We start from the raw sequence: 19375 nt of genomic DNA, 5'->3' as shown, positions 1-19375 counted from the left end.
AGAACCCTGCACATCGTTCTCGACAAGCTCGAACCGAACAGGCTTTGGGGGATCGTTTTGTCATGACCGCCTTCTTCCAAAGCCTCGGCATGTCCTACGAAGGGGCATGGTTCACCTCGACCATCGCGGGCATCTTGCTCATCGCCTTTCCGGTGATGCTGGCCGTCGCGATGATTATCTATGCGGACCGAAAAATCTGGGCGGCGATGGCGCTGCGCAAAGGGCCGAATGTCGTCGGGCCGTTCGGCCTGCTGCAATCCTTCGCCGATGGCATCAAAGTGTTCCTGCAGGAAACGATCATTCCCTCGGCGGCCAATCGCGGGCTGTTCCTGATCGCGCCGATCATCACCTTCACCGTCGCTTTGATGGCGTGGGCAGTGATCCCGTTCGATGTCGGCGTGGTGCTGTCTGACATCAATGTCGGATTGCTCTATATCCTCGCGATCAGTTCGCTGGGCGTCTACGGCGTCGTCATCGCGGGCTGGGCGTCCAACTCCAAATATCCCTTCTTCTCGGCGATGCGCGCATCGGCGCAGATGATTTCCTATGAAGTCTCGATCGGCTTCGTGCTGATCTCCGTCGTGCTGTGGGCGGGATCGTTCAATCTGGGTGTGATCGTGGAGAGCCAGAAAGGCTATTTCGGGTTCCTCAACGGCAATGGATTCAATCCTTTGCTGTTCCCGATGGCGGTCGTATTCCTCATCTCTGCCATGGCCGAAACCGCGCGCGCGCCGTTCGACCTGACCGAAGCGGAGAGCGAACTCGTCGCGGGATACCAGACCGAATATAGCTCGATGGCGTTCGCGCTGTACTGGCTGGGCGAATATGCCAACGTCATCCTGATGTGCGCGCTGAACGCCATCCTGTTCTGGGGCGGATATCTGCCGCCTCTCGATATCGACCTGATTCCGTGGTTCGACATCCCCGGCATCATTTGGCTCTTCGCCAAGATTCTCGTCTTCTTCTTCATCTTCTCATGGGTGAAGGCGACCGTACCGCGCTACCGCTACGACCAGTTGATGCGCCTGGGCTGGAAAATCTTCCTGCCACTGTCGCTTGGCTGGGTGGTGCTGGTGTCCGGGTTCCTGATGTTCACGCGCTATGGAGGCGCAGCATGATCCACGCGATCAAATCCTTCTTTCTCGTCGAGTTTTTGAAGGCGCACTGGCTGACCTTGAAATATTTCTTCAAACCCAAGGCGACCATTAATTACCCTTATGAGAAGAACCCGATTTCGCCGCGGTTCCGGGGGGAACATGCGTTGCGTCGTTATCCCAATGGCGAGGAGCGGTGCATCGCATGCAAGCTGTGCGAGGCCGTCTGTCCGGCGCAGGCGATCACCATCGAGGCGCAGCCGCGCGACGATGGCAGCCGCCGCACCACCCGCTACGATATCGACATGACCAAGTGCATCTATTGCGGCCTGTGTCAGGAAGCCTGCCCGGTGGACGCGATCGTCGAAGGCCCGAACTTCGAGTTTTCGACCGAAACGCGCGAGGAGTTGATTTACGACAAGAGCAAGCTGCTTGAAAATGGCGACAAGTGGGAACGCGCACTCGCTGCGAACCTTGCCGCCGATGCGCCCTATCGGTAATGGGCGCCGTATTCACATCATACCCGTTCGCCCTGAGCCTGTCGAAGGGCCAGCCTGAGCGCAGCGAAGGTGCTTCACTTCGCTCAGCAGAGGGCTTCGACAAGCTCAGCCCGAACGGATTATGGGGGTCGTAATTTGATTCACGTTCTCGCCTTTTACCTTTTCGCGACGGTGGTGATCGCGAGTGGTGCGATGACCATTTTCTCGCGCAATCCGGTGCATTCGGTGCTGTGGCTGATCCTGGCGTTCTTCAACGCGGCGGGCCTGATGATCCTGCTCGGTGCGGAGTTCATCGCGATGCTGCTGGTGATCGTCTATGTCGGCGCGGTCGCGGTGCTGTTCATGTTCGTCGTCATGATGCTGGACATCGACTTTGCCGAATTGCGCGCCGGTTTCGTCAACTACCTGCCCTTCGGCATTGCCATCGCGGTCGTTCTGCTGGCGGAGATCGTGCTGGGGGTCGGCATCTGGTCGGCGGGTCCGATCGAGCTGGCGCAGCGCGCAGCGCCGGTGACGGGCGAGGTGTCGAACATCCAGGCGATCGGGGCGCTGCTGTATACGCGCTATATCTTCCTGTTCGAGGCAGCGGGCATCGTCTTGCTGGTGGCGATGGTCGGCGCCATCGTGCTGACGCACCGGGCGCGGGGCGGGGTGCGCGGGCAGAATATCGACAAGCAGAACCGCCGCCGTCCGCAGGATGCCGTTCGCAATGTGAAGCAGCCGGTCGGGCAGGGGGTGGAGCTGTGATGCGGGCCTCTAACCTAAATCCGTTCGGGCTGAGCCTGTCGAAGCCCTGTACTGAACGTAGTGAAGTGCCTTCACTGCGTTCAGGCGTGCCCTTCGACTTCGCTCAGGGCGAACGGGTGTCTTTCATGGAGGCAGCCGCATGATCGGCCTGCAACATTATCTCGTGGTCAGCGCCATCCTGTTCGTGATGGGGGTGCTGGGCATCTTCATCAATCGCAAGAACGTCATCATCATCCTGATGGCGATCGAGCTGATATTGCTGGCGGTGAATATCAACCTTGTCGCGTTCAGCGCCTTTCTCGGCGATCTGGTGGGGCAGGTATTCTCCATGTTCGTCCTCACCGTCGCGGCGGGCGAGGCGGCGATTGGCCTTGCCATCCTCGTCATCTATTTCCGCGGCCGCGGCACAATTGCCGTCGATGATGTCAACCGGATGAAGGGCTGAAGACCTCGACATGATCTCCCTTATCGTCCTTTTTCCGCTGCTCGCCGCGATCATCGCGGGCCTTGGCAACCGTATCATCGGCAATGTGCCGGCAAAGATCGTAACGACGGGCGCGCTCTTCGCGTCCTGCGCGCTGAGCTGGCCGATTTTCCTGTCCTTCGTGGCGGGTGACGCCGCGCCCTATGTGGAGCCGGTATTCACCTGGATACGCTCGGGCGATTTCGATGCGGCCTGGGCGCTGCGCGTCGATACGATGACGGCAGTGATGCTGGTCGTCATCACCAGCGTCTCCGCCCTCGTTCATCTGTATAGCTGGGGCTATATGGAGGAAGACCCGGACCAGCCGCGCTTCTTCGCCTATCTCTCGCTCTTCACCTTCGCGATGCTGATGCTGGTGACGGCGAACAACCTGCTCCAGATGTTCTTCGGCTGGGAAGGGGTGGGCCTCGCCTCCTATCTCCTCATCGGTTTCTGGTTCCGCAAGCCCAGCGCCAATGCCGCCGCGATCAAGGCGTTCGTGGTCAATCGTGTTGGCGACCTCGGCTTCATGATGGGGATTTTCGGCACCTTCCTGGTGTTCGGCACGATCTCCATTCCCGAAATCCTGGAAGCCGCACCGTCCATGGCGGGATCGACCATCGGTTTCTTGGGCGGTCGTTTCGATACGATGACGGTGCTTTGCCTCCTGCTGTTCATCGGCGCGATGGGTAAATCGGCGCAGCTTGGCCTCCACACCTGGTTGCCTGACGCGATGGAAGGGCCGACGCCCGTTTCCGCGCTGATCCACGCGGCAACGATGGTGACGGCCGGCGTGTTCATGGTGTGTCGCCTCTCGCCGATGTTCGAGACCAGCCCGACCGCACTGGGCGTGGTAACCTTCGTGGGTGCGGCGACCTGCCTGTTCGCCGCGACGGTCGGCACGGTGCAGAACGACATCAAGCGGGTGATCGCCTATTCGACCTGTTCGCAGCTTGGCTATATGTTCTTTGCCGCAGGCGTTGGTGCCTATGGCGCGTCGATGTTCCATCTGTTCACCCACGCCTTCTTCAAGGCGCTGCTGTTCCTGGGCGCGGGATCGGTGATCCATGCGATGCACCATGAACAGGACATGCGCTATTATGGCGGCCTGCGTAACGAAATCCCCATCACTTTCTGGGCGATGACGGCGGGGACGCTGGCGATCACCGGGGTGGGCATCATCGGCGTGTTCGGCTTTGCGGGCTTTTATTCGAAAGACGCCATCCTTGAAGCGGCTTATGCCTCGGGCGGCAGCGGGCAGCTCGCTTTCTATGTCGGTGTCTTCGCCGCATTGCTTACCAGCTTCTACAGCTGGCGACTGGTGTTCCTGACCTTTTTCGGCACGCCGCGCTGGGCCGCATCGGAACATATCCAGCATGCCGTGCATGACGCGCATGGCCACGGGGATCATGGGCATGCCGATCATGGGCATGACGACCATGTGGATGGTAGCAAGGCGCATGGCGAGGGCGATTACGCCCATTACACGCCGCTGACGGGCACTGGCGGTTATCATCCGCATGAAAGCCCCTGGTCGATGCTGATTCCGCTGATCGTCCTCAGCATCGGGGCAATTTTCGCCGGTTTCGTCTTCCACCACAGTTTCGTGGAGGCAGAGCAAGGCGCTGCCTTCTGGCAGGGGGCGATCGCGTTCGACACGCATCTGATGCATGCGATGCATGAAGTGCCCCTGTGGGTGAAGCTAGCACCGGCGGCGGTGATGCTGTCGGGCCTGGCGATCGCCTGGCTCGCCTATATCCGCTATCCCGAATGGCCGCGGCAGTTCGTCGGGCAGTTCGGCGTACTCTATCAGTTCCTGCTCAACAAATGGTACTTCGACGAGCTTTATAATGTGCTGTTTGTGAAGCCTGCCTTTGCGATCGGTCGGATATTCTGGAAGGCTGGCGACGTAGGCCTGATCGATCGCTTCGGCCCCAATGGTCTGGCGGCGCTGGTGGTACAGGGCGGGAAGATCACGCGACGGCTCCAGTCGGGCTATCTTTACACTTATGCGCTGGTGATGCTGCTCGGGCTAGCCGCGGCTGCAACCTGGGCGATTGCACGATAATGAACCAGCTTGGCTTTCCCATTCTCACGCTGATGATGGCTGTCCCGATGGCGGCGGCGATCGCCTGCCTCTATGCGAGCGACAAGACGGCGCGCATGATCGCGCTGGCCGCTACGCTTGTCGATCTGGCTCTCGGCATCGTCCTGTGGTTGACCTTCGATCAGTCGGCGATGGGCGCGCAGTGGCAATTCACCGAATATGCGCCGATTTTTGGGCGTTTCGCCTGGGCGCTCGGCATCGATGGCATCGCGCTTATGCTGATCGTACTGACAGTGTTTCTGATGCCGATCTGCATCGGCGCGAGCTGGCTGGCGATCGACAAGCGCGTCGGCGAATATATGGCGGCGTTCCTGCTGATGGAGGTGCTGATGATCGGCGTCTTCACCGCGCAGGACATCTTCCTGTTCTACGTGATGTTCGAAGCGGGCCTGATCCCGATGTATCTCATCATCGGGATCTGGGGCGGGGCCGAACGCATCTACGCCAGCTACAAGTTCTTCCTCTACACGCTGCTCGGCTCCGTGCTGATGCTGATCGCAATGATGTGGATGGTGCAGCAGGCAGGAACCACCGATATCCCGACCTTGATGGCGTTCGATTTCAGCCCGCAGGCGCAGTCCTGGCTGTGGCTGGCCTTCTTCGCGAGCTTTGCGGTCAAGATGCCGATGTGGCCGGTCCACACCTGGTTGCCCGACGCGCACGTTCAGGCACCGACCGCGGGCTCTGTGATCTTGGCGGGCGTGTTGTTGAAGATGGGTGGCTACGGCTTCATCCGCTTCTCGCTGCCGATGTTCCCGGAAGCGTCCGCGCAATTCGCGCCGCTGGTGTTCGGCCTGTCGATGGTCGCGGTGGTCTATACCTCGCTCGTCGCACTGGTGCAGAGCGACATGAAAAAGCTGATCGCCTATTCCTCGGTCGCGCATATGGCGATCGTGACCGTCGGGCTGTTCGCCTTCAATGCGCAGGGTATCGAGGGCGCGATGATGGTGATGCTGGGCCATGGTCTCGTGTCGGGTGCGCTGTTCCTGTGCGTCGGCGTCATCTACGACCGGCTGCACACGCGCGAAATCAGCCGCTATGGTGGCCTCGCCATCAACATGCCCAAATATGCCGTGCTGTTCCTGCTCTTCACCATGGCCGCCGTCGGCCTGCCTGGAACGAGCAACTTCGTCGGCGAATTTCTGGCGCTGATGGGCGTCTATGAAGCGTCGAGCTGGGTGGCGATCGTTTGCACGACCGGCATCATCCTGGGCGCAGCCTATATGCTCTATCTCTATCGCCGGGTCTGCTATGGCGATCTGGTCAACGACGATGCACGGGCCATGCCGGACCTGTCGGGCCGGGAACTGTGGCTGCTGGCGCCCATCGCCGCCGCCGTGCTGTGGATGGGCATTTACCCTGAAAGCTTTCTGGCGCCGATGCGCGCCGATGTCGCGGCACTGGTCGCCCGGATCGACCGCGCCAGGCCCGCGGGCGATGCCGCGCTGACGGCGGGTAATCCCGCTGCTGCTGCGGCTGCGGCCGGCGAGCACGGACAAACCCATGATACGCCGGGGGAGGCGCACTGATGATCGAGACGGCTTCCCTGATGATGGTCGCACCGGAACTGGTGCTGACCGGCGGATCGCTCATCCTGCTTATGATCGCGGCCTATGCCGGTGATCGCCTTGCCGGCTTGGTCGGCTGGCTGTCCGTGGCAACGCTGGTGGCCGCCGGGGCGACGCTGACCGGCCTGCCCGGCCATGGCGGCGACGCCTTTGATGGTCTCTATCGCGCCGATGCCTTTGCCGCATTTGCCAAGATACTCATCTATGTTGCCGCTGCCGCGTCGATCATCGTCGCGCCCCGATTCTTCGCGCCAGTGGATGGCAAGGGCACAGGTGCGGTGCGGTGCGAATATCCGATCCTGATCCTCATGGCCTGTATCGGCATGGGGATGATGGTATCGGCAGGCGACATGATGACGCTGTATGTCGGTCTCGAACTCAACAGCCTGGCGGCCTATGTGCTGGCCAGTTTCATGCGGCAGGACAGCCGGTCGGCCGAAGCGGGTCTGAAATATTTCGTGCTCGGTGCGCTTGCCAGCGGTATCCTGCTCTACGGCATTTCGCTGCTTTACGGCTTTTCGGGCAGCACCAGCTTTGACGGGATCGCCGCTGCGATAGACAATGGCCTCTCCAACGGTCTGTTGTTCGGCATGGTCTTCGTGCTCGCGGGCCTCGCGTTTAAGATCAGCGCGGTGCCGTTCCACATGTGGACGCCGGACGTGTATGAAGGCGCGCCGACACCGGTCACGACCTTCTTCGCCAGCGCGCCGAAGGTTGCGGCGATGGGCCTTACCATCCGCGTCGCGATCGAGGCACTCGGGCCGGGCGGCATGGCGTGGCAGCAGATCGTGATCTTCGTGGCGCTGGCCTCGATCCTGTTCGGCGCAGTCGCGGCGATCGGCCAGACGAACATCAAGCGACTGCTGGCCTATTCCTCGATCAACAACGTCGGTTTCGCGCTTATCGGCCTGGCTGCGGGAACGCCCGCCGGGGTAGCGGCGACGATGAGCTATATGGCGATCTATGTCGTGATGACCATCGGCGGCTTCGTCTGCGTGCTTCAGATGCGCGACGCGGACGGCAGGCCGGTCGAGACGATCGCCAGCCTTTCCGGCCTGTCGCAGTCGCGCAAGGGGCTGGCGGCGGCGCTGGCGATCTTCATGTTCAGCCTGGCGGGCATCCCGCCGCTGTTCGGTTTCTGGGCCAAGTTTCTGGTGTTCGATGCCGCCGTGGCGGCCGATCTGCTGGGGCTGGCGGCGGTTGGCATTGCCGCATCGGTGATCGGCGCTTTCTATTATCTCAAGATTATCAAGACGATGTACTTCGATGCGCCTGCTCCGGCTTATGCATCGGGCACGCCCGTCATCGAAAATGCGCTGATCGCCGTTTGCGCGACCATTATCGTGCTGGGCTATCTGCTCAATCCCGTGCTTGACCGGGCAAGCGCCGCGGCGGCGGCGGCGCTGTTCTGACGGTCGAGGCTCCGACGATCGACATCCGCACGGTATCGGAAACGCGTTCCACCAATGCCGACATGCTGGCATGGGCAGAAGGCGGCGCGGCCGAGGGGCTTTGGCTGCGCGCCGACATGCAAAGCGGCGGCCGGGGGCGTCTTGCCCGAAACTGGGAAAGTCCGCCGGGCAACCTCTATTGCTCGACGCTTGTACGCCTGGCACCGGGCGATCCTCCGGCGCCTACGCTCGCCCTCGTTGCCGCCGTCGCAACGTGGGAGGTGATCGAGGCTCTGGTTCCGGGCCGTGCGCGCATCAAATGGCCCAATGATATCATGGTCGGCGCGGCGAAGCTGGCCGGTATGCTCTTGGAGCGCACGGGCGATGCGATCGTCATCGGCATCGGGGTGAATGTCCGTGCCCATCCGTCGCTGCCGGATCGCCCGACGACCAGCCTCTGGGCGCTGGGTGCAGTCGAAAGCGATGTCGCCACGCTGGTGGCGCGTCTGGCCAGCGGATTTGCTGACCGGCTGCATGACTGGCGTCAATATGGTCTCGAAGCGATCCGGCATCGCTGGCTGGCTGCGGCGCATCCCGCTGGCACATCACTGCGCGCCAGCCTGCCTGATGGCACGACGATCGATGGACGTTTCGCAACGCTGGATGCCGAAGGCGCGCTGATCGTCGATCTGGCCGACGGCGGCAAGAGGACCATTCACGCAGGCGACATATTCCTGCTATGAGCGCAGCCTGTTCAATCCCGATGGGACAATTCTGATGCTTCTCGCCGTCGATGCCGGCAATACCAATGTCGTCTTTGCGCTCGTCGACAACGGTGCCATCCGCGCCCGCTGGCGGATTGCCACGGATCCGCGCCGCACGGCCGACGAATATGCCGTATGGCTGAACCAGCTCTTGATGCTGGAAGGCTTTGCGATGGCGGATGTCGATGCCGTCATCATCGCCACGGTGGTGCCTCGCGCGCTGCACAATCTCGAAGTGCTTGCCAGCAAATATTTCAAGGTCACACCGCTGATTGCGGGGCAGGCACCGGTCGAATGGGGCATCGCGCTGGATGTCGCCGAACCCGCCTCGGTCGGGGCCGACCGGGTTGTAAATGCCATCGCCGCGCATCATCTCTATACAGGTGATCTGATCGTGATCGATTTCGGCACCGCGACCACCTTCGACGTCGTTGACTACAGCGGTGCTTACAAGGGCGGGATCATTGCGCCGGGCATCAACCTCTCGCTCGATGCACTGGTCAGTGCGGCGGCCAAGCTGCCGCGCATAGCGATTGCCGCGCCGGAGGATCGCTCGGTCATCGGCCGCACCACCGAAGCGCAGATGCAGATCGGTGTGTTCTGGGGCTATGTCGCGATGATCGAAGGGCTGGTTGCCCGGATGCGCGCCGAAATCGGTCGCCCCGTCCGCGTGATATCCACAGGCGGCCTCGCGGTCCTGTTCGACGCCCACACCGATATTTTCGATGCCATCGCGCCCGACCTCACCATTCAGGGTCTGGCGCTGATGCACGGCAGAATCTGACCGCTGGATCATTCTCCAGCACCATTGACCACAAGCGCCGCACCAGGTGGTGACGGCGCGACAGGAGTTTTGTTACGTAATGACACCCAAGAATGAACTGCTTTTCCTGGCCCTCGGCGGGTCGGGCGAGATCGGCATGAACGTCAATCTGTATGGCTGCCAGGGCAAATGGGTCATGGTCGATCTTGGCCTGACCTTCGCCGATCCGGGCTATCCCGGCGTCGAACTCATACTGCCGGACCTCAGCTTCATCGAGGATCATCGTGACGATCTGCTCGGCATCGTGCTGACTCACGGGCATGAAGATCATATCGGCGCGATCCCCTATCTGGCGGCGGACCTTGGCGTTCCGCTCTATGCGACGCCCTTCACCGCAGGACTGATCCGGGGCAAGCTGGAAGAGGAAGGCATCGCCAACCAGGTCAAGCTGCACGTCATCGAAAATGGCGGCAACCTGCAACTCGGGCCGTTCGGCTTCCGCTATATGCCGCTCGCCCATTCGATTCCCGAAGGCAATGCGCTGGTGATCGACACGCCTTATGGCACCATCTTCCATACCGGCGACTGGAAGCTGGATGATCGGCCGTTGCTGGGCGTTCCCTCCACCCCCGAACAGTTGACCGCCGTCGGTGACAAGGGGGTGCTCGCGCTAGTCTGCGACAGCACCAATGTTTTCAATCCCGAGGCAAGCGGGTCCGAAGGCGATGTCCGCGAAGGGCTGATGGAGGTGGTCGGGGCCGCACGCCAGCGGGTGCTCGTCACGACCTTCGCTTCCAACGCCGCGCGGTTGCAGACGCTGGGGGAAGTCGCCAATGCGACCGGCCGTCAACTCTGCGTGGCGGGCCGATCGCTCGACCGGATCATCACCAATGCGAAAAGTGCAGGTTATCTGCGTGATTTTCCGCCGATGGTCGATTGGGACGATGCCATGGACCTGCCGCGCAACAAGGTGATGATCATCGCCACGGGCGGGCAGGGGGAAAGCCGCGCGGCGCTCGCCCGCATCGCCTTCGACAGTCATCCCATAAAGCTCGACGAAGGCGATACCGTCATCTTCTCGTCCAAGCAGATTCCCGGCAATGAAATCGCGATCGGCCGCATCCAGAATGCTTTGGCCGATCAGGGCATCGTGATGGTGACCGACCGGCAGGCCGAAGTGCATGTGTCCGGTCATCCCGGCCGCCCCGAATTGCAGGCGATGTACAAGTGGATACGCCCGCAGATATTGCTGCCGGTGCATGGCGAGATCCGCCACATGGCCGAACAGGGACGGCTGGGCCTCAGCGAAGGCATTCCGCATGCAGTGGTCCAGAAAAACGGCGATCTCGTGCGCCTTGCGCCCGGTGCGCCGCAGATCATCGGCCAGGAAAGCGTCGGACGGCTTGTCCTCGATGGCGACGTGATCCTGCCTGCTGACGGCGCGACGATGAACGAACGGCGCAAGGTCGCCTTGCATGGCCAGATCAGCGTGGCTGTGGCGATCGACCGGCAGGGCCGTCTGCTGGGTCGTCCCACCATCCGCATGCAGGGCGTGCCGGTGGAGGAAGACAAGGACGCCTTCACCATTGAGGCCGCGAACGAGGCGGCGGACGTGGTGGCGAAAGGATCGAAGGAGGAGGACGCCGTGCGCGAACGGATCCGCCTTGCCGTGCGCCGGGCCGCAACCCGCTGGACCGGGAAAAAGCCGATTGTGGACGTGCTGATCGTCGCGGCGTAAGGCACGGTCATGAACCTTTATGCCATTGTCGCCATCTATTTCCTGTTCTGGGTGATGGCCGGTTTCATCGTCCTGCCGTTCGGCTTGCGGACGCCGGATGAAACCGGCGAAACCCTGATGAAGGGACAGGCGGACAGCGCGCCGAGCAACTTTCGTCCGGGGATAGTGGCTTTGCGCGCCACCATCCTCGCGACGATCCTGTTTGCTATCTATTATGCCAATTATGTGTTCGGCTGGGTGACGGCGGAAAGCATCATCGCGCTGGGTCGCTGACCCTTACTGCCGCAACCGCTCGATCGCCTGCGCCAGCGCGACGTACAGCTTGCCCATGTCCGAGGAGAGCATCGTGACCGCCAGGGCGCTGCCGTCGCGGGCGGAAAGGATGGTGCGCAGCATGCCTTCGAAATCGTGGATGTAGCGGTTCACATGTTCGCGAAACTCGCCGTCGTTATCATAATGCAGCGCGATCTCGCGAGACTGACCCGCATCGAGCAGCTTCACCGCGCGGCGGGTGAAGACGCCGCGATCCCCCTTCAGATAGGCGGCCCAGGCCGAATCTGACACGTCGTTCGACAAAATCTTGGCGACGTCGATCGCGGTGCTGTTGAGCGATTCGATCAGCAGCGCGGAACGACGCGCGAAATTGTCGCGATCGCGGCTTTCGGCGGCCTGTTCGGCGTCATTGATGCGCTGCTCGATGCTGGCACTGGTGTCGGCGATGGTCAGCAGTTGCCGCATCAGCCGGTCCGATGCCTGATGCGCAGCTTTCACGGCCTGTTCGGCTACCTGAGCGACTTCCGCGATCTGCGCGGTCACCCGGTCGCCGATCGCCTTCTGCATCGCCTGTTCGCTGGCATCGCCCAGTGCCTGCGCCGCTTCGGGTATGGCGCGTGCCAGCGCCTGCCGCGCCCGGTCGGCGGCCTGATCGGCCGTATCCTTCACGCGCAGCAATGCCGCGATAAGCTGCGGCCCGGCACTTTCGGTCAGGCGCGTCGCACTGTTGCCTGCGGTATCGAGGGCATCCTGCAATCCGTCCACCTGCATGCGGTTGGCTTTCAGCCCGCCTTCGGTGCTTTCCAGCCACTCGGTGAGGCGGCGGCTCTGGCCGCGCAGCAGTTCCTCGGCTTCCTGCGTGCGGCCCAATATCGCATCGGCCACGGCCTCCAGCGCCTCGATTTCCGGGGCGGCCGCCGCGAGCAGCCCGCGCGTTTCGCCGATCCGGCCGTTTAGCCGCTGCAATGCGAGCGGATAGGTCTCGTCCACTTCGCGGACGCTCGAATCGATGGCCAGCATCAGCGTTTCGGATTTGCCGATAAGTTGCTCGGCCGTGCTGTTCCCCGCGACCAGCGCCTGATCCATGCGCTCCGCTTCGGTCGCCAGCTTCGCAAGCGCGCGCGCCAGACGCTCGTTGCGGGCCAGTCCGTCCGCTTCGAAACTCGCAAAGCGCGCCTCCAGCATCGCAAGCTGTTCGCCAAGGCCGCTGCTCAGCCCCGACGCCAGCATCGTCTGCCCTTCGATCAGACGGTCGAGATCGTGCAGGCGCGATTCGATTTCGGCGCTGTGCTCGGCAAAGTCGCGCATCGTATCCTGGCCGATGTCACCCAGCGTTGCGCGGGCACGATCAACCAGCGTCGCAAGCATGCTGCTCTGCGCATCGAGCCCCGTGCTCGTTTCCGTCAGCGCGGTACGGGCGCGGTCGAGTGCCACGTCGATCCGGTTTGCGGCGAGTTCGGCCATCCCGTTCACTTCGTCCGATGTGGCGCGGGTCGCATCCTGCAACTGCGAAAGCTGGCTGGTGAGGCTCTTCGTCGCCGCCAATGTGCGACTGCGCGCATCGTCGGACAGTTCGGCGATGGCGTGCAGACGCGATTCTAGCCCATCAATCCGTTCGGAAAGGGCATGGCCGCTGTCGATCAGCCGCGCGGTCATCTCTGCGGCGCGATCCTCCAGCAGCGGCATGTCCTGCGTCATGCTGCGCAACTGGTCGGCAAGCTGCTGCCCGGCGCGTTCGGCGGTCGATGCGCTGGCGGCGGCGCTCGCGGCATGGGCGGCGATGATCTTTGCGGAGGCTTCCATATTGGCGCTGGCCGAGGCGCCATAGCTTTCGAGCAGCGATGCCTGTTCGACCATCGCGTCGCGGGCCGTCGCTAGCTGCTGGCCCAGCCGCTGCACACGGGCCTCCAGTGCGGCGCTTTCGGCGCGGAGTAGCCGCGCGGTATCGGCAAAACGCAAGGCCTCGCTACGGCTGCTGCGCATCAGCAACAGATAGGCGGTTGCAAGCAGCGCGAGTGGCATGGCGATCGTTGCGACCGTCATCGGCAGGGCTTCGAGTGCGGGCAGCGGGCGACCGCGCCCCAGCAGCACCCACAGGCTGAAGATCAGCCAGGTTGCAGCCACAAGGCCGAACAGGAAGCCGACGATCGTAAAGCGTCGCGACGGCGGGGCTGGATCGACCTCGTCCCACGCCGCTTGCCCCGGGTCATCGGGATCGGTCAGGCTGTCTTCCAACAGCAATTCCTGTTCATTTCCGGTCGCTTGCGCCGCAGCACGATCGGTATCGCGCCACAGGTCGACGATTTTCTGGCCCCCGTTCATGACATGCTGTGTAACATGTTTTGATGGGACGGAAATGGCCATTCGCAACCAAAACTTAACGGCCCGCCGCGTATGCATGACGCATGTCTTATGATCCGGGAGCTTTGGAGTCGGCACTGGCCGCCGCAGTGGGCGATGATCTCGCCCTGATCGCCGACCTGCGCCGTGCATTTCTGGAAAGTGCGAATCGGCAGGTGGACCTGCTGGGGCGGGCACGGTGCGACGCCAACTGGCAACTGGCGGCATGGCGATTGAAGGGGCTGGCCGCCAGTTTTGGCGTGGCCGGGCTGATGGCACTGGCCGAAGAAGCCGCCGCTTCGGCGCCGGGTGATCCGAAGATCGTGACCCGCATAAAAGCGGCGCTTGTTACGTTCGAGTTGGGGCACGCCTAGCCGCCCGGTCCGGCCCGCCGGACAAAGCATTGCTTGCATCGTGCCGCCTGCGTTGCGAAAGACAGGGCAGAGCAATTCAAGCCGGGTCCCGTCATATCCATGTCCTTTGCGGCCGTCATCTGTGCCAGCCATGCCATTGCGGGCGAACCGGGGGATATGTCCTCGGGGTCATCCGGTACCTTGCGGGCGGGCCTGCATTTCGCCGGCTACAGCCTGGTGGAATATCAGGTGCGGCAGGCCGCGCAGGCCGGTGCAAGCCGTGTCTTCATTCTCGTCGGCACGGTGACGCAGCCGCTCTCGCGCGCGATCGATCGGCTGACGGCCGACGGCATAGCGGTGGCGCTGGTGCGTGACATGGTATCGCTGGTCCGCGAAGCGCCGCGCGACAAGGACATGCTGCTGGTCGCGGACGGCGCCATCATCGCTCAACAGCATTATGCCGCGATCGCCGCGCAACCCGCCAATGTCCTGCTTGTCGCCGACGACAGCCGGGCGACGGCGGCCTTGGAGCGGATTGACGGCCAGCATCGCTGGGCCGGATTGTTGCTGGTGTCGCCCGATCTGCTGTTCGGCACGCTCGACATGCTCGGCGACTGGGACATGGAACTGACGCTGGTCCGCGCTGCGGTGCAGGCAGGTGCGCATCGCATCGTGGTGCCGCAGGACGAAATCCTCGAAGGGCGCGTCGCCCTGGTCGACAGCCAGGCTGCGGCCGATCTGGTTGCGCAAGCGCAGCTGGGGCGGGACGGGCGGGGGACAAGCCGTGATGGCGCGGTGGATCATTATCTGCTTCGCCCGATCGCGCTACGCATCGCGCCGATGCTGCTGCGCACGCAGGTGCCCGCTCTTCAATTGCGTATCGGCGGCATGGCGCTGGCCGCGATCGGCATGATTGCCGCGATGCTGGATTGGCCGATTTTCGGCATGCTGCTGATGCTCACCAGCATCCTTGCGTCCCTGACTGCCGACCGGCTGGGCGAAATGGCGCGGCGCGGGCCGGATGATGGCTGGTTGGCGCTGGCACCCTATGCGCTCGTGCTCTTGGGTATTGTCGTCGTGGGCAATGCCGCTGCACCGTCACTGGCGGGCTTGCCGCTTGCCATGCTGCTGGGCATCGTCACCTTGGCCGTGCGATGGCGACGCACGGGCGATATTGCGCCCTGGGCGCTGTTTACGCCTGCGACCGCCGTGCTGTTTCTGATCCTGGCGACGCTCTTCGCGGGCGTCCAGCCGGGAATCAGCGCCGCCACGCTCTGCGCCATCGCGTCGGTCGGCATGATGGTGCTGATGCGGCGCGCCTGACGTCGTGACGCCGCTAAGGTCCTGTTAACTTACATGCCGCCGTTGATGTCCCGTATTGGGGCATCACGTCCGAATCGTCATCCAAGAGTCATTTAAGTCGAATAGCCGAGCAGACGTGCGCAACTCTGACGCAGCGTCCGCCTTGGTGCGGGCATGTAATCTGAATTGCGCGGGGGCCAAGATATTCCAGGAGAGACAGTGATGGGACCAGGTTCAATTGCGTTCACCGGCTATAACGCTGATGGAAACGACGATATCGCCTTTGTTGCGCTGGAGGAGATTCCGGCAGGCACCGTCATCAATTTCAACGATCGCGAATGGCAGGGCAGCGCATTTAATACCGGCGAAGGCGAAGTGCGGTTCACGGCGACGAATGCGATCGCAGCCGGCACGGTGGTCACCATCAACAGCTACAGCTCCTCGCCGAGCAGTGCCTTCGGCAGCGTTTCGGGATCGAGCGGCATCGGCAATAATGCGGAAATCATCTACGCTTTCGTCGGCGCACCCAACACGCCGACCGCCTTCCTTGCCGCGATCGCCAATGCCGGCTTCGGTGTCGACGGCGGCACGCTGACCGGCACCGGCCTTGTGGTCGGCGAAACCGCGATTGACCTTGGCGCGGCCGATACCGATGCCGACATCGGCGTATTCAATGGCGCGCGCAGCGGCGCGACGGACTTTGCCGATTATCGCACTGCCATCAACGATGTCGCGAACTGGACGATCCAGGATGCGGACGGCGACAACAGCGCCGATGGCGTCGCGCCCGATCTACCGTTCGATACCACCGCCTTCACGGTCGGTTCGGCGGAAACGCAGACGATCGGCTTCGCCACGGATTCGCTCAGCATCACGCAGGCGGAAGGCAACAGCGGCACGGTCGCCTATACCTTCACGATCGCGCGTACCGGCGGCACCACGGGTGATGCCACCGTCAGCGGTACGTTCAGCGCGACCGCGACCGATGCTGCCGATTTCGGCGGGACACTGCCGGGCAATTTCAGTGCCGTGATCGCGGCCGGGGCAACCAGCACCACCGTCACCATCGAAGTGAGCGGCGATACGCTGATTGAAGGCAATGAAAGTTTCCGCCTCAACCTGACTGATGTCAGCAACGGCAGCGTGGCGGCAAGCATCAACGGCGCGACGGCGACAGCGACGGGCGTCATCCAGAACGACGATGTGCCCGAAACGCCGTTCGGCGGCATCACCATTCTGGACGAGGCGGAATCGCTTGCCGGTTCGCTCACTGTACCCGTGCCCACCGGCGTCCTCGAAATGGTGCGTATCGGATCGATAGAAGGCAGCGGTACGACGGCAGCGGGCCGCGCCGAATCGGTTGCGTTCGACCCGACCACCGATCGCGCCTTCACCACCAACGCCGCGCTCAATCTGATCGACATCACCCAGGTCGGCAGCGACGGCAGTTTGACGGCCGTTGGGTCGATTGACCTCAACAGCCTGCCGGATGCCGGTCCGGTCAATTCGGTCGCGGTCAAGAATGGCATTCTTGCCGTGGCGTATCAGAGCCAGTCGCCCGATCAGCCGGGCACCGTTGCGCTGTTCGATGCAGCCACCGGCGACTTGGTGCAGACCATCACTGTCGGCGTCCTGCCCGACCAGCTCACATTCTCGCCGGACGGCAGTCGCCTGCTGGTCGCGAACGAAGCCGAGACGATCAGTGCGTCCAACAATCCTGCCGGCGGCGTCACCATCATCGATACATCCGGTGGCGCGGCTGCGGCGACGGTTCTCAACACCATCACCTTCGCCGCGCTGAACGGCAGCGAAGCGGACCTGAAGGCTGCGGGCTTCAACACTTACCCCGGCCAGTCGGCCGGTGCCGAGTTCGAGCCGGAATATATCAGCGTCTCGCCGGACGGCACCCGCGCCTATGTGACGCTTCAGGAAGTGAACGGCGTTGCCGTCATCGACCTGACGGACCCGACCGCGACGCAGCCTTTGTCCATTCTGCCACTGGGATCGATCGACCGCAGCCTTGCGGGCAATGCCTTTGACGCCAGCGACCGCGACGGCATCAGCCTTGAGAACTTCGATGTCGACAGCCTGCCGCAGCCCGACGCCATCGCCAGCTTCTCTGTCGGCGGCGTCACTTATTTCGTTACCGCGAACGAAGGCGATGCGCGTGTCGGGGTGGCGGACGAAGTGCGCCTGTCCGCCGCCAGCTATGTTCTCGATCCCACCGCTTATCCCGACGCGGCGGCGCTCAAGAATGCCAATGCGCTTGGTCGTCTCAACGTCATCTCGACCGCAGGCGACACCGACGGCGATGGCGACATCGACCAGATCACGACTTATGGCGGCCGCGGCATTTCGATCTTCCGCCAGAACGCTGATGGCACGATCGAGAAGGTGCGTGAGACAGGCGGCGAGTTCGAGGCAATCTTTGCCGCCTATCGCCCCGATATCTTCAACGTCGAAAACGGCAGCGCGATCGACGACCGGTCCGACAACAAGGGGCCGGAGCCCGAAGGCGTCGTGGTCGGGGAAGTCGACGGCCGCCTCTATGCCTTCGTGACGCTGGAGCGCACCGGCGGTCTGATGACCTACGACGTGACCGATCCCGCGAATGCGACTTTTGTGGGCTTCACGCCTGCTACGGCCGCAGATTATGCGCCGGAAGTCCTGACCTTCGTTTCAGCCGCCGACAGCCCGACGGGTCAGGCTATCGTGTTGACGGCCAATGAGGTCAGCGGCACGCTGACGCTCTATTCGGCCGATGTCGCCGACATCCAGTCTGGAACCGAAGCCGCCGAAACGCTGCTGGGTGATGCGACGCGCGACCGGCTGGAGGGCCTGGACGGCGCCGATCGTCTGCGTGGCTTCGATGGCAACGACGTGCTCGTCGGCGGCGGCGGCAACGACGTGCTGGAAGGCGGCGCGGGCAACGACAATATGCAGGGCGGCGAAGGCAATGACAGCTATTTCGTCGACAGCACCGGCGATGTCGTGATCGAGCAGACGGCGCAGGGCACCGACACCGTGAAGACCACGCTGCTCAGCTACACGCTGGGTGCCAATGTTGAAGTGTTGCAGTTCCAGGGCGGCGGCAATGCTGTCGGCGTCGGCAACGGACTTGCCAATACGCTGTTCGGCAACGCGGGTAATGACACGCTGTCGGGTCTTGCGGGCGATGACCGACTGGTCGGGGGTGCAGGCAATGACGTGCTGACCGGCGGCGCTGGTCGCGACGTGCTGGAAGGCGGTGCCGGGGACGACCGGTTCGTCTTTGCAGCCGCCGATTTCACCCCATCGCTTTTGAAGGCGGATATCATCCGCGACTTCGACGTGGCGTCGGGTGACGTCATTGATCTCTCGGCCCTGTCCGGTCTCGCGTTTATCGGCGCGGCCGGATTTTCCGGTACCGCGCGTGAGGTCCGGTTCGAGCAGACCGGCGCTTCGACCTTCGTTTACGGCGATACCGATGGCGATGGCGATGCCGATTTCGCGATCGAGTTGGCAGGCAATCTGGTTCTGACTGCCAGCGAACTGGTGCTGTAACAGAATAGGGATGCTTGACTAAGGAAGGCCCTGCCATGCGGTTGAGACCGTATGGCAGGGCCTTCCCGTTAATGATTGTAAATTAGGCCGAAACGCTGTCGGCCTATTGACGCCTGCATCCGATCAGCGGCTGGTTTTCATCTGCGCGAACGCCAGCAGATTTCCGTAGGTTTCAAATGTGTCGCCATCGACATCGTCATCCTCGATGATGATGTGCAGGCGATCTTCCATTTCGGTGAGCAGCCCCGCGACGGCCATGGAATCCAGCTCGGGCAAGGCGCCGAACAGCGGCGTCGTCTCCGTAAACGCATCGACCTGTCGGCTTTCGAGCGCCAGCACGTCGCGCAGGATGGCGCGCAGCAGGCGGTCGGTTTCGTGCCCGTCGTGAGACAGGGCGGCGGCATCGGTCGGTTTTCCGGTCATGGCGGC

General features: G+C 62.8%; 16 protein-coding genes. 14 read left to right on the top strand and 2 right to left on the bottom strand.

Features of this window, described 5'->3' with window-relative positions:
• The first annotated feature begins 62 nt into the window (after nt 1-62).
• The 11 genes from nuoH (at nt 63) to ENE74_RS10605 (ending at nt 11408) form a co-directional block, all read left to right on the top strand.
• Nucleotides 63-1118, top strand: coding sequence for an NADH-quinone oxidoreductase subunit NuoH (gene nuoH / locus ENE74_RS10655; protein ID WP_127690917.1), 1056 nt, complete (start codon nt 63-65; stop codon nt 1116-1118).
• Nucleotides 1115-1594 carry an NADH-quinone oxidoreductase subunit NuoI gene (nuoI, locus tag ENE74_RS10650; protein WP_127690916.1) on the top strand — a complete coding sequence of 160 codons (480 nt, stop codon included), beginning with the start codon at nt 1115-1117 and terminating at the stop codon, nt 1592-1594. The genes nuoH and nuoI overlap by 4 nt, the downstream gene beginning before the upstream one ends.
• Nucleotides 1595-1729: 135 nt before the next feature.
• Nucleotides 1730-2341 (top strand): NADH-quinone oxidoreductase subunit J, encoded by a 612-nt coding sequence (locus ENE74_RS10645; RefSeq protein WP_127690915.1) that lies wholly within the window; start codon nt 1730-1732, stop codon nt 2339-2341.
• 139 nt (nt 2342-2480) lie between these two features.
• Nucleotides 2481-2786: an NADH-quinone oxidoreductase subunit NuoK gene (gene nuoK, locus ENE74_RS10640; RefSeq protein ID WP_127690914.1), complete on the top strand. Its 306-nt coding sequence runs from the start codon at nt 2481-2483 to the stop codon at nt 2784-2786.
• Nucleotides 2787-2796: 10 nt separating this feature from the next.
• Nucleotides 2797-4872: an NADH-quinone oxidoreductase subunit L gene (gene nuoL / locus ENE74_RS10635; protein WP_127690913.1), complete on the top strand. Its 2076-nt coding sequence runs from the start codon at nt 2797-2799 to the stop codon at nt 4870-4872.
• Nucleotides 4872-6440, top strand: coding sequence for an NADH-quinone oxidoreductase subunit M (locus ENE74_RS10630; RefSeq protein ID WP_127690912.1), 1569 nt, complete (start codon nt 4872-4874; stop codon nt 6438-6440). Before nuoL ends, ENE74_RS10630 begins: the two co-directional genes overlap by 1 nt.
• Nucleotides 6440-7891 carry an NADH-quinone oxidoreductase subunit NuoN gene (gene nuoN / locus ENE74_RS10625; RefSeq protein WP_127690911.1) on the top strand — a complete coding sequence of 484 codons (1452 nt, stop codon included), beginning with the start codon at nt 6440-6442 and terminating at the stop codon, nt 7889-7891. The genes ENE74_RS10630 and nuoN overlap by 1 nt, the downstream gene beginning before the upstream one ends.
• Before the next feature lie 17 nt (nt 7892-7908).
• Complete coding sequence (locus ENE74_RS10620) at nt 7909-8613, top strand: biotin--[acetyl-CoA-carboxylase] ligase (protein ID WP_127690910.1); 705 nt, start codon at nt 7909-7911, stop codon at nt 8611-8613.
• Between the two features lie 34 nt (nt 8614-8647).
• Complete coding sequence (locus tag ENE74_RS10615) at nt 8648-9418, top strand: type III pantothenate kinase (RefSeq protein WP_127690909.1); 771 nt, start codon at nt 8648-8650, stop codon at nt 9416-9418.
• A 79-nt stretch (nt 9419-9497) separates the two neighbouring features.
• The gene (locus ENE74_RS10610; protein ID WP_127690908.1) at nt 9498-11135 is read left to right on the top strand and encodes a ribonuclease J; all 1638 of its coding nucleotides are present in this window, start codon (nt 9498-9500) and stop codon (nt 11133-11135) included.
• A 9-nt stretch (nt 11136-11144) separates the two neighbouring features.
• Nucleotides 11145-11408: a DUF1467 family protein gene (locus tag ENE74_RS10605; RefSeq protein ID WP_127690907.1), complete on the top strand. Its 264-nt coding sequence runs from the start codon at nt 11145-11147 to the stop codon at nt 11406-11408.
• Nucleotides 11409-11411: 3 nt separating this feature from the next.
• Here ENE74_RS10605 and ENE74_RS10600 read toward each other — a convergent pair whose 3' ends face one another.
• Nucleotides 11412-13730: a coiled-coil domain-containing protein gene (locus ENE74_RS10600; RefSeq protein ID WP_127690906.1), complete on the bottom strand. Its 2319-nt coding sequence runs from the start codon at nt 13728-13730 to the stop codon at nt 11412-11414.
• An 83-nt stretch (nt 13731-13813) separates the two neighbouring features.
• Here ENE74_RS10600 and ENE74_RS10595 point away from each other — a divergent pair, with 83 nt between their 5' ends.
• The 3 genes from ENE74_RS10595 to ENE74_RS10585 all read left to right on the top strand — a co-directional run bounded on the left by ENE74_RS10595 (nt 13814) and on the right by ENE74_RS10585 (nt 18946).
• Nucleotides 13814-14122 carry an Hpt domain-containing protein gene (locus ENE74_RS10595; protein WP_127690905.1) on the top strand — a complete coding sequence of 103 codons (309 nt, stop codon included), beginning with the start codon at nt 13814-13816 and terminating at the stop codon, nt 14120-14122.
• A gap of 99 nt (nt 14123-14221) precedes the next feature.
• Nucleotides 14222-15424 (top strand): hypothetical protein, encoded by a 1203-nt coding sequence (locus tag ENE74_RS10590; protein ID WP_127690904.1) that lies wholly within the window; start codon nt 14222-14224, stop codon nt 15422-15424.
• A 201-nt stretch (nt 15425-15625) separates the two neighbouring features.
• Nucleotides 15626-18946 carry a choice-of-anchor I family protein gene (locus tag ENE74_RS10585; RefSeq protein ID WP_127690903.1) on the top strand — a complete coding sequence of 1107 codons (3321 nt, stop codon included), beginning with the start codon at nt 15626-15628 and terminating at the stop codon, nt 18944-18946.
• A 123-nt stretch (nt 18947-19069) separates the two neighbouring features.
• Here ENE74_RS10585 and ENE74_RS10580 read toward each other — a convergent pair whose 3' ends face one another.
• A complete protein-coding gene (locus ENE74_RS10580; RefSeq protein WP_127690902.1) occupies nt 19070-19369 on the bottom strand; it encodes an acyl carrier protein in 300 nt (99 codons plus the stop codon).
• Nucleotides 19370-19375 lie beyond the last annotated feature (6 nt).

This window comes from Sphingobium algorifonticola, assembly GCF_004005485.1.
Taxonomy (GTDB): Bacteria; Pseudomonadota; Alphaproteobacteria; order Sphingomonadales; family Sphingomonadaceae; genus Sphingobium; species Sphingobium algorifonticola.
The sequence above is the reverse complement of the archived record's forward strand: the minus strand, read 5'-3'. Positions and strand labels throughout refer to the sequence as shown.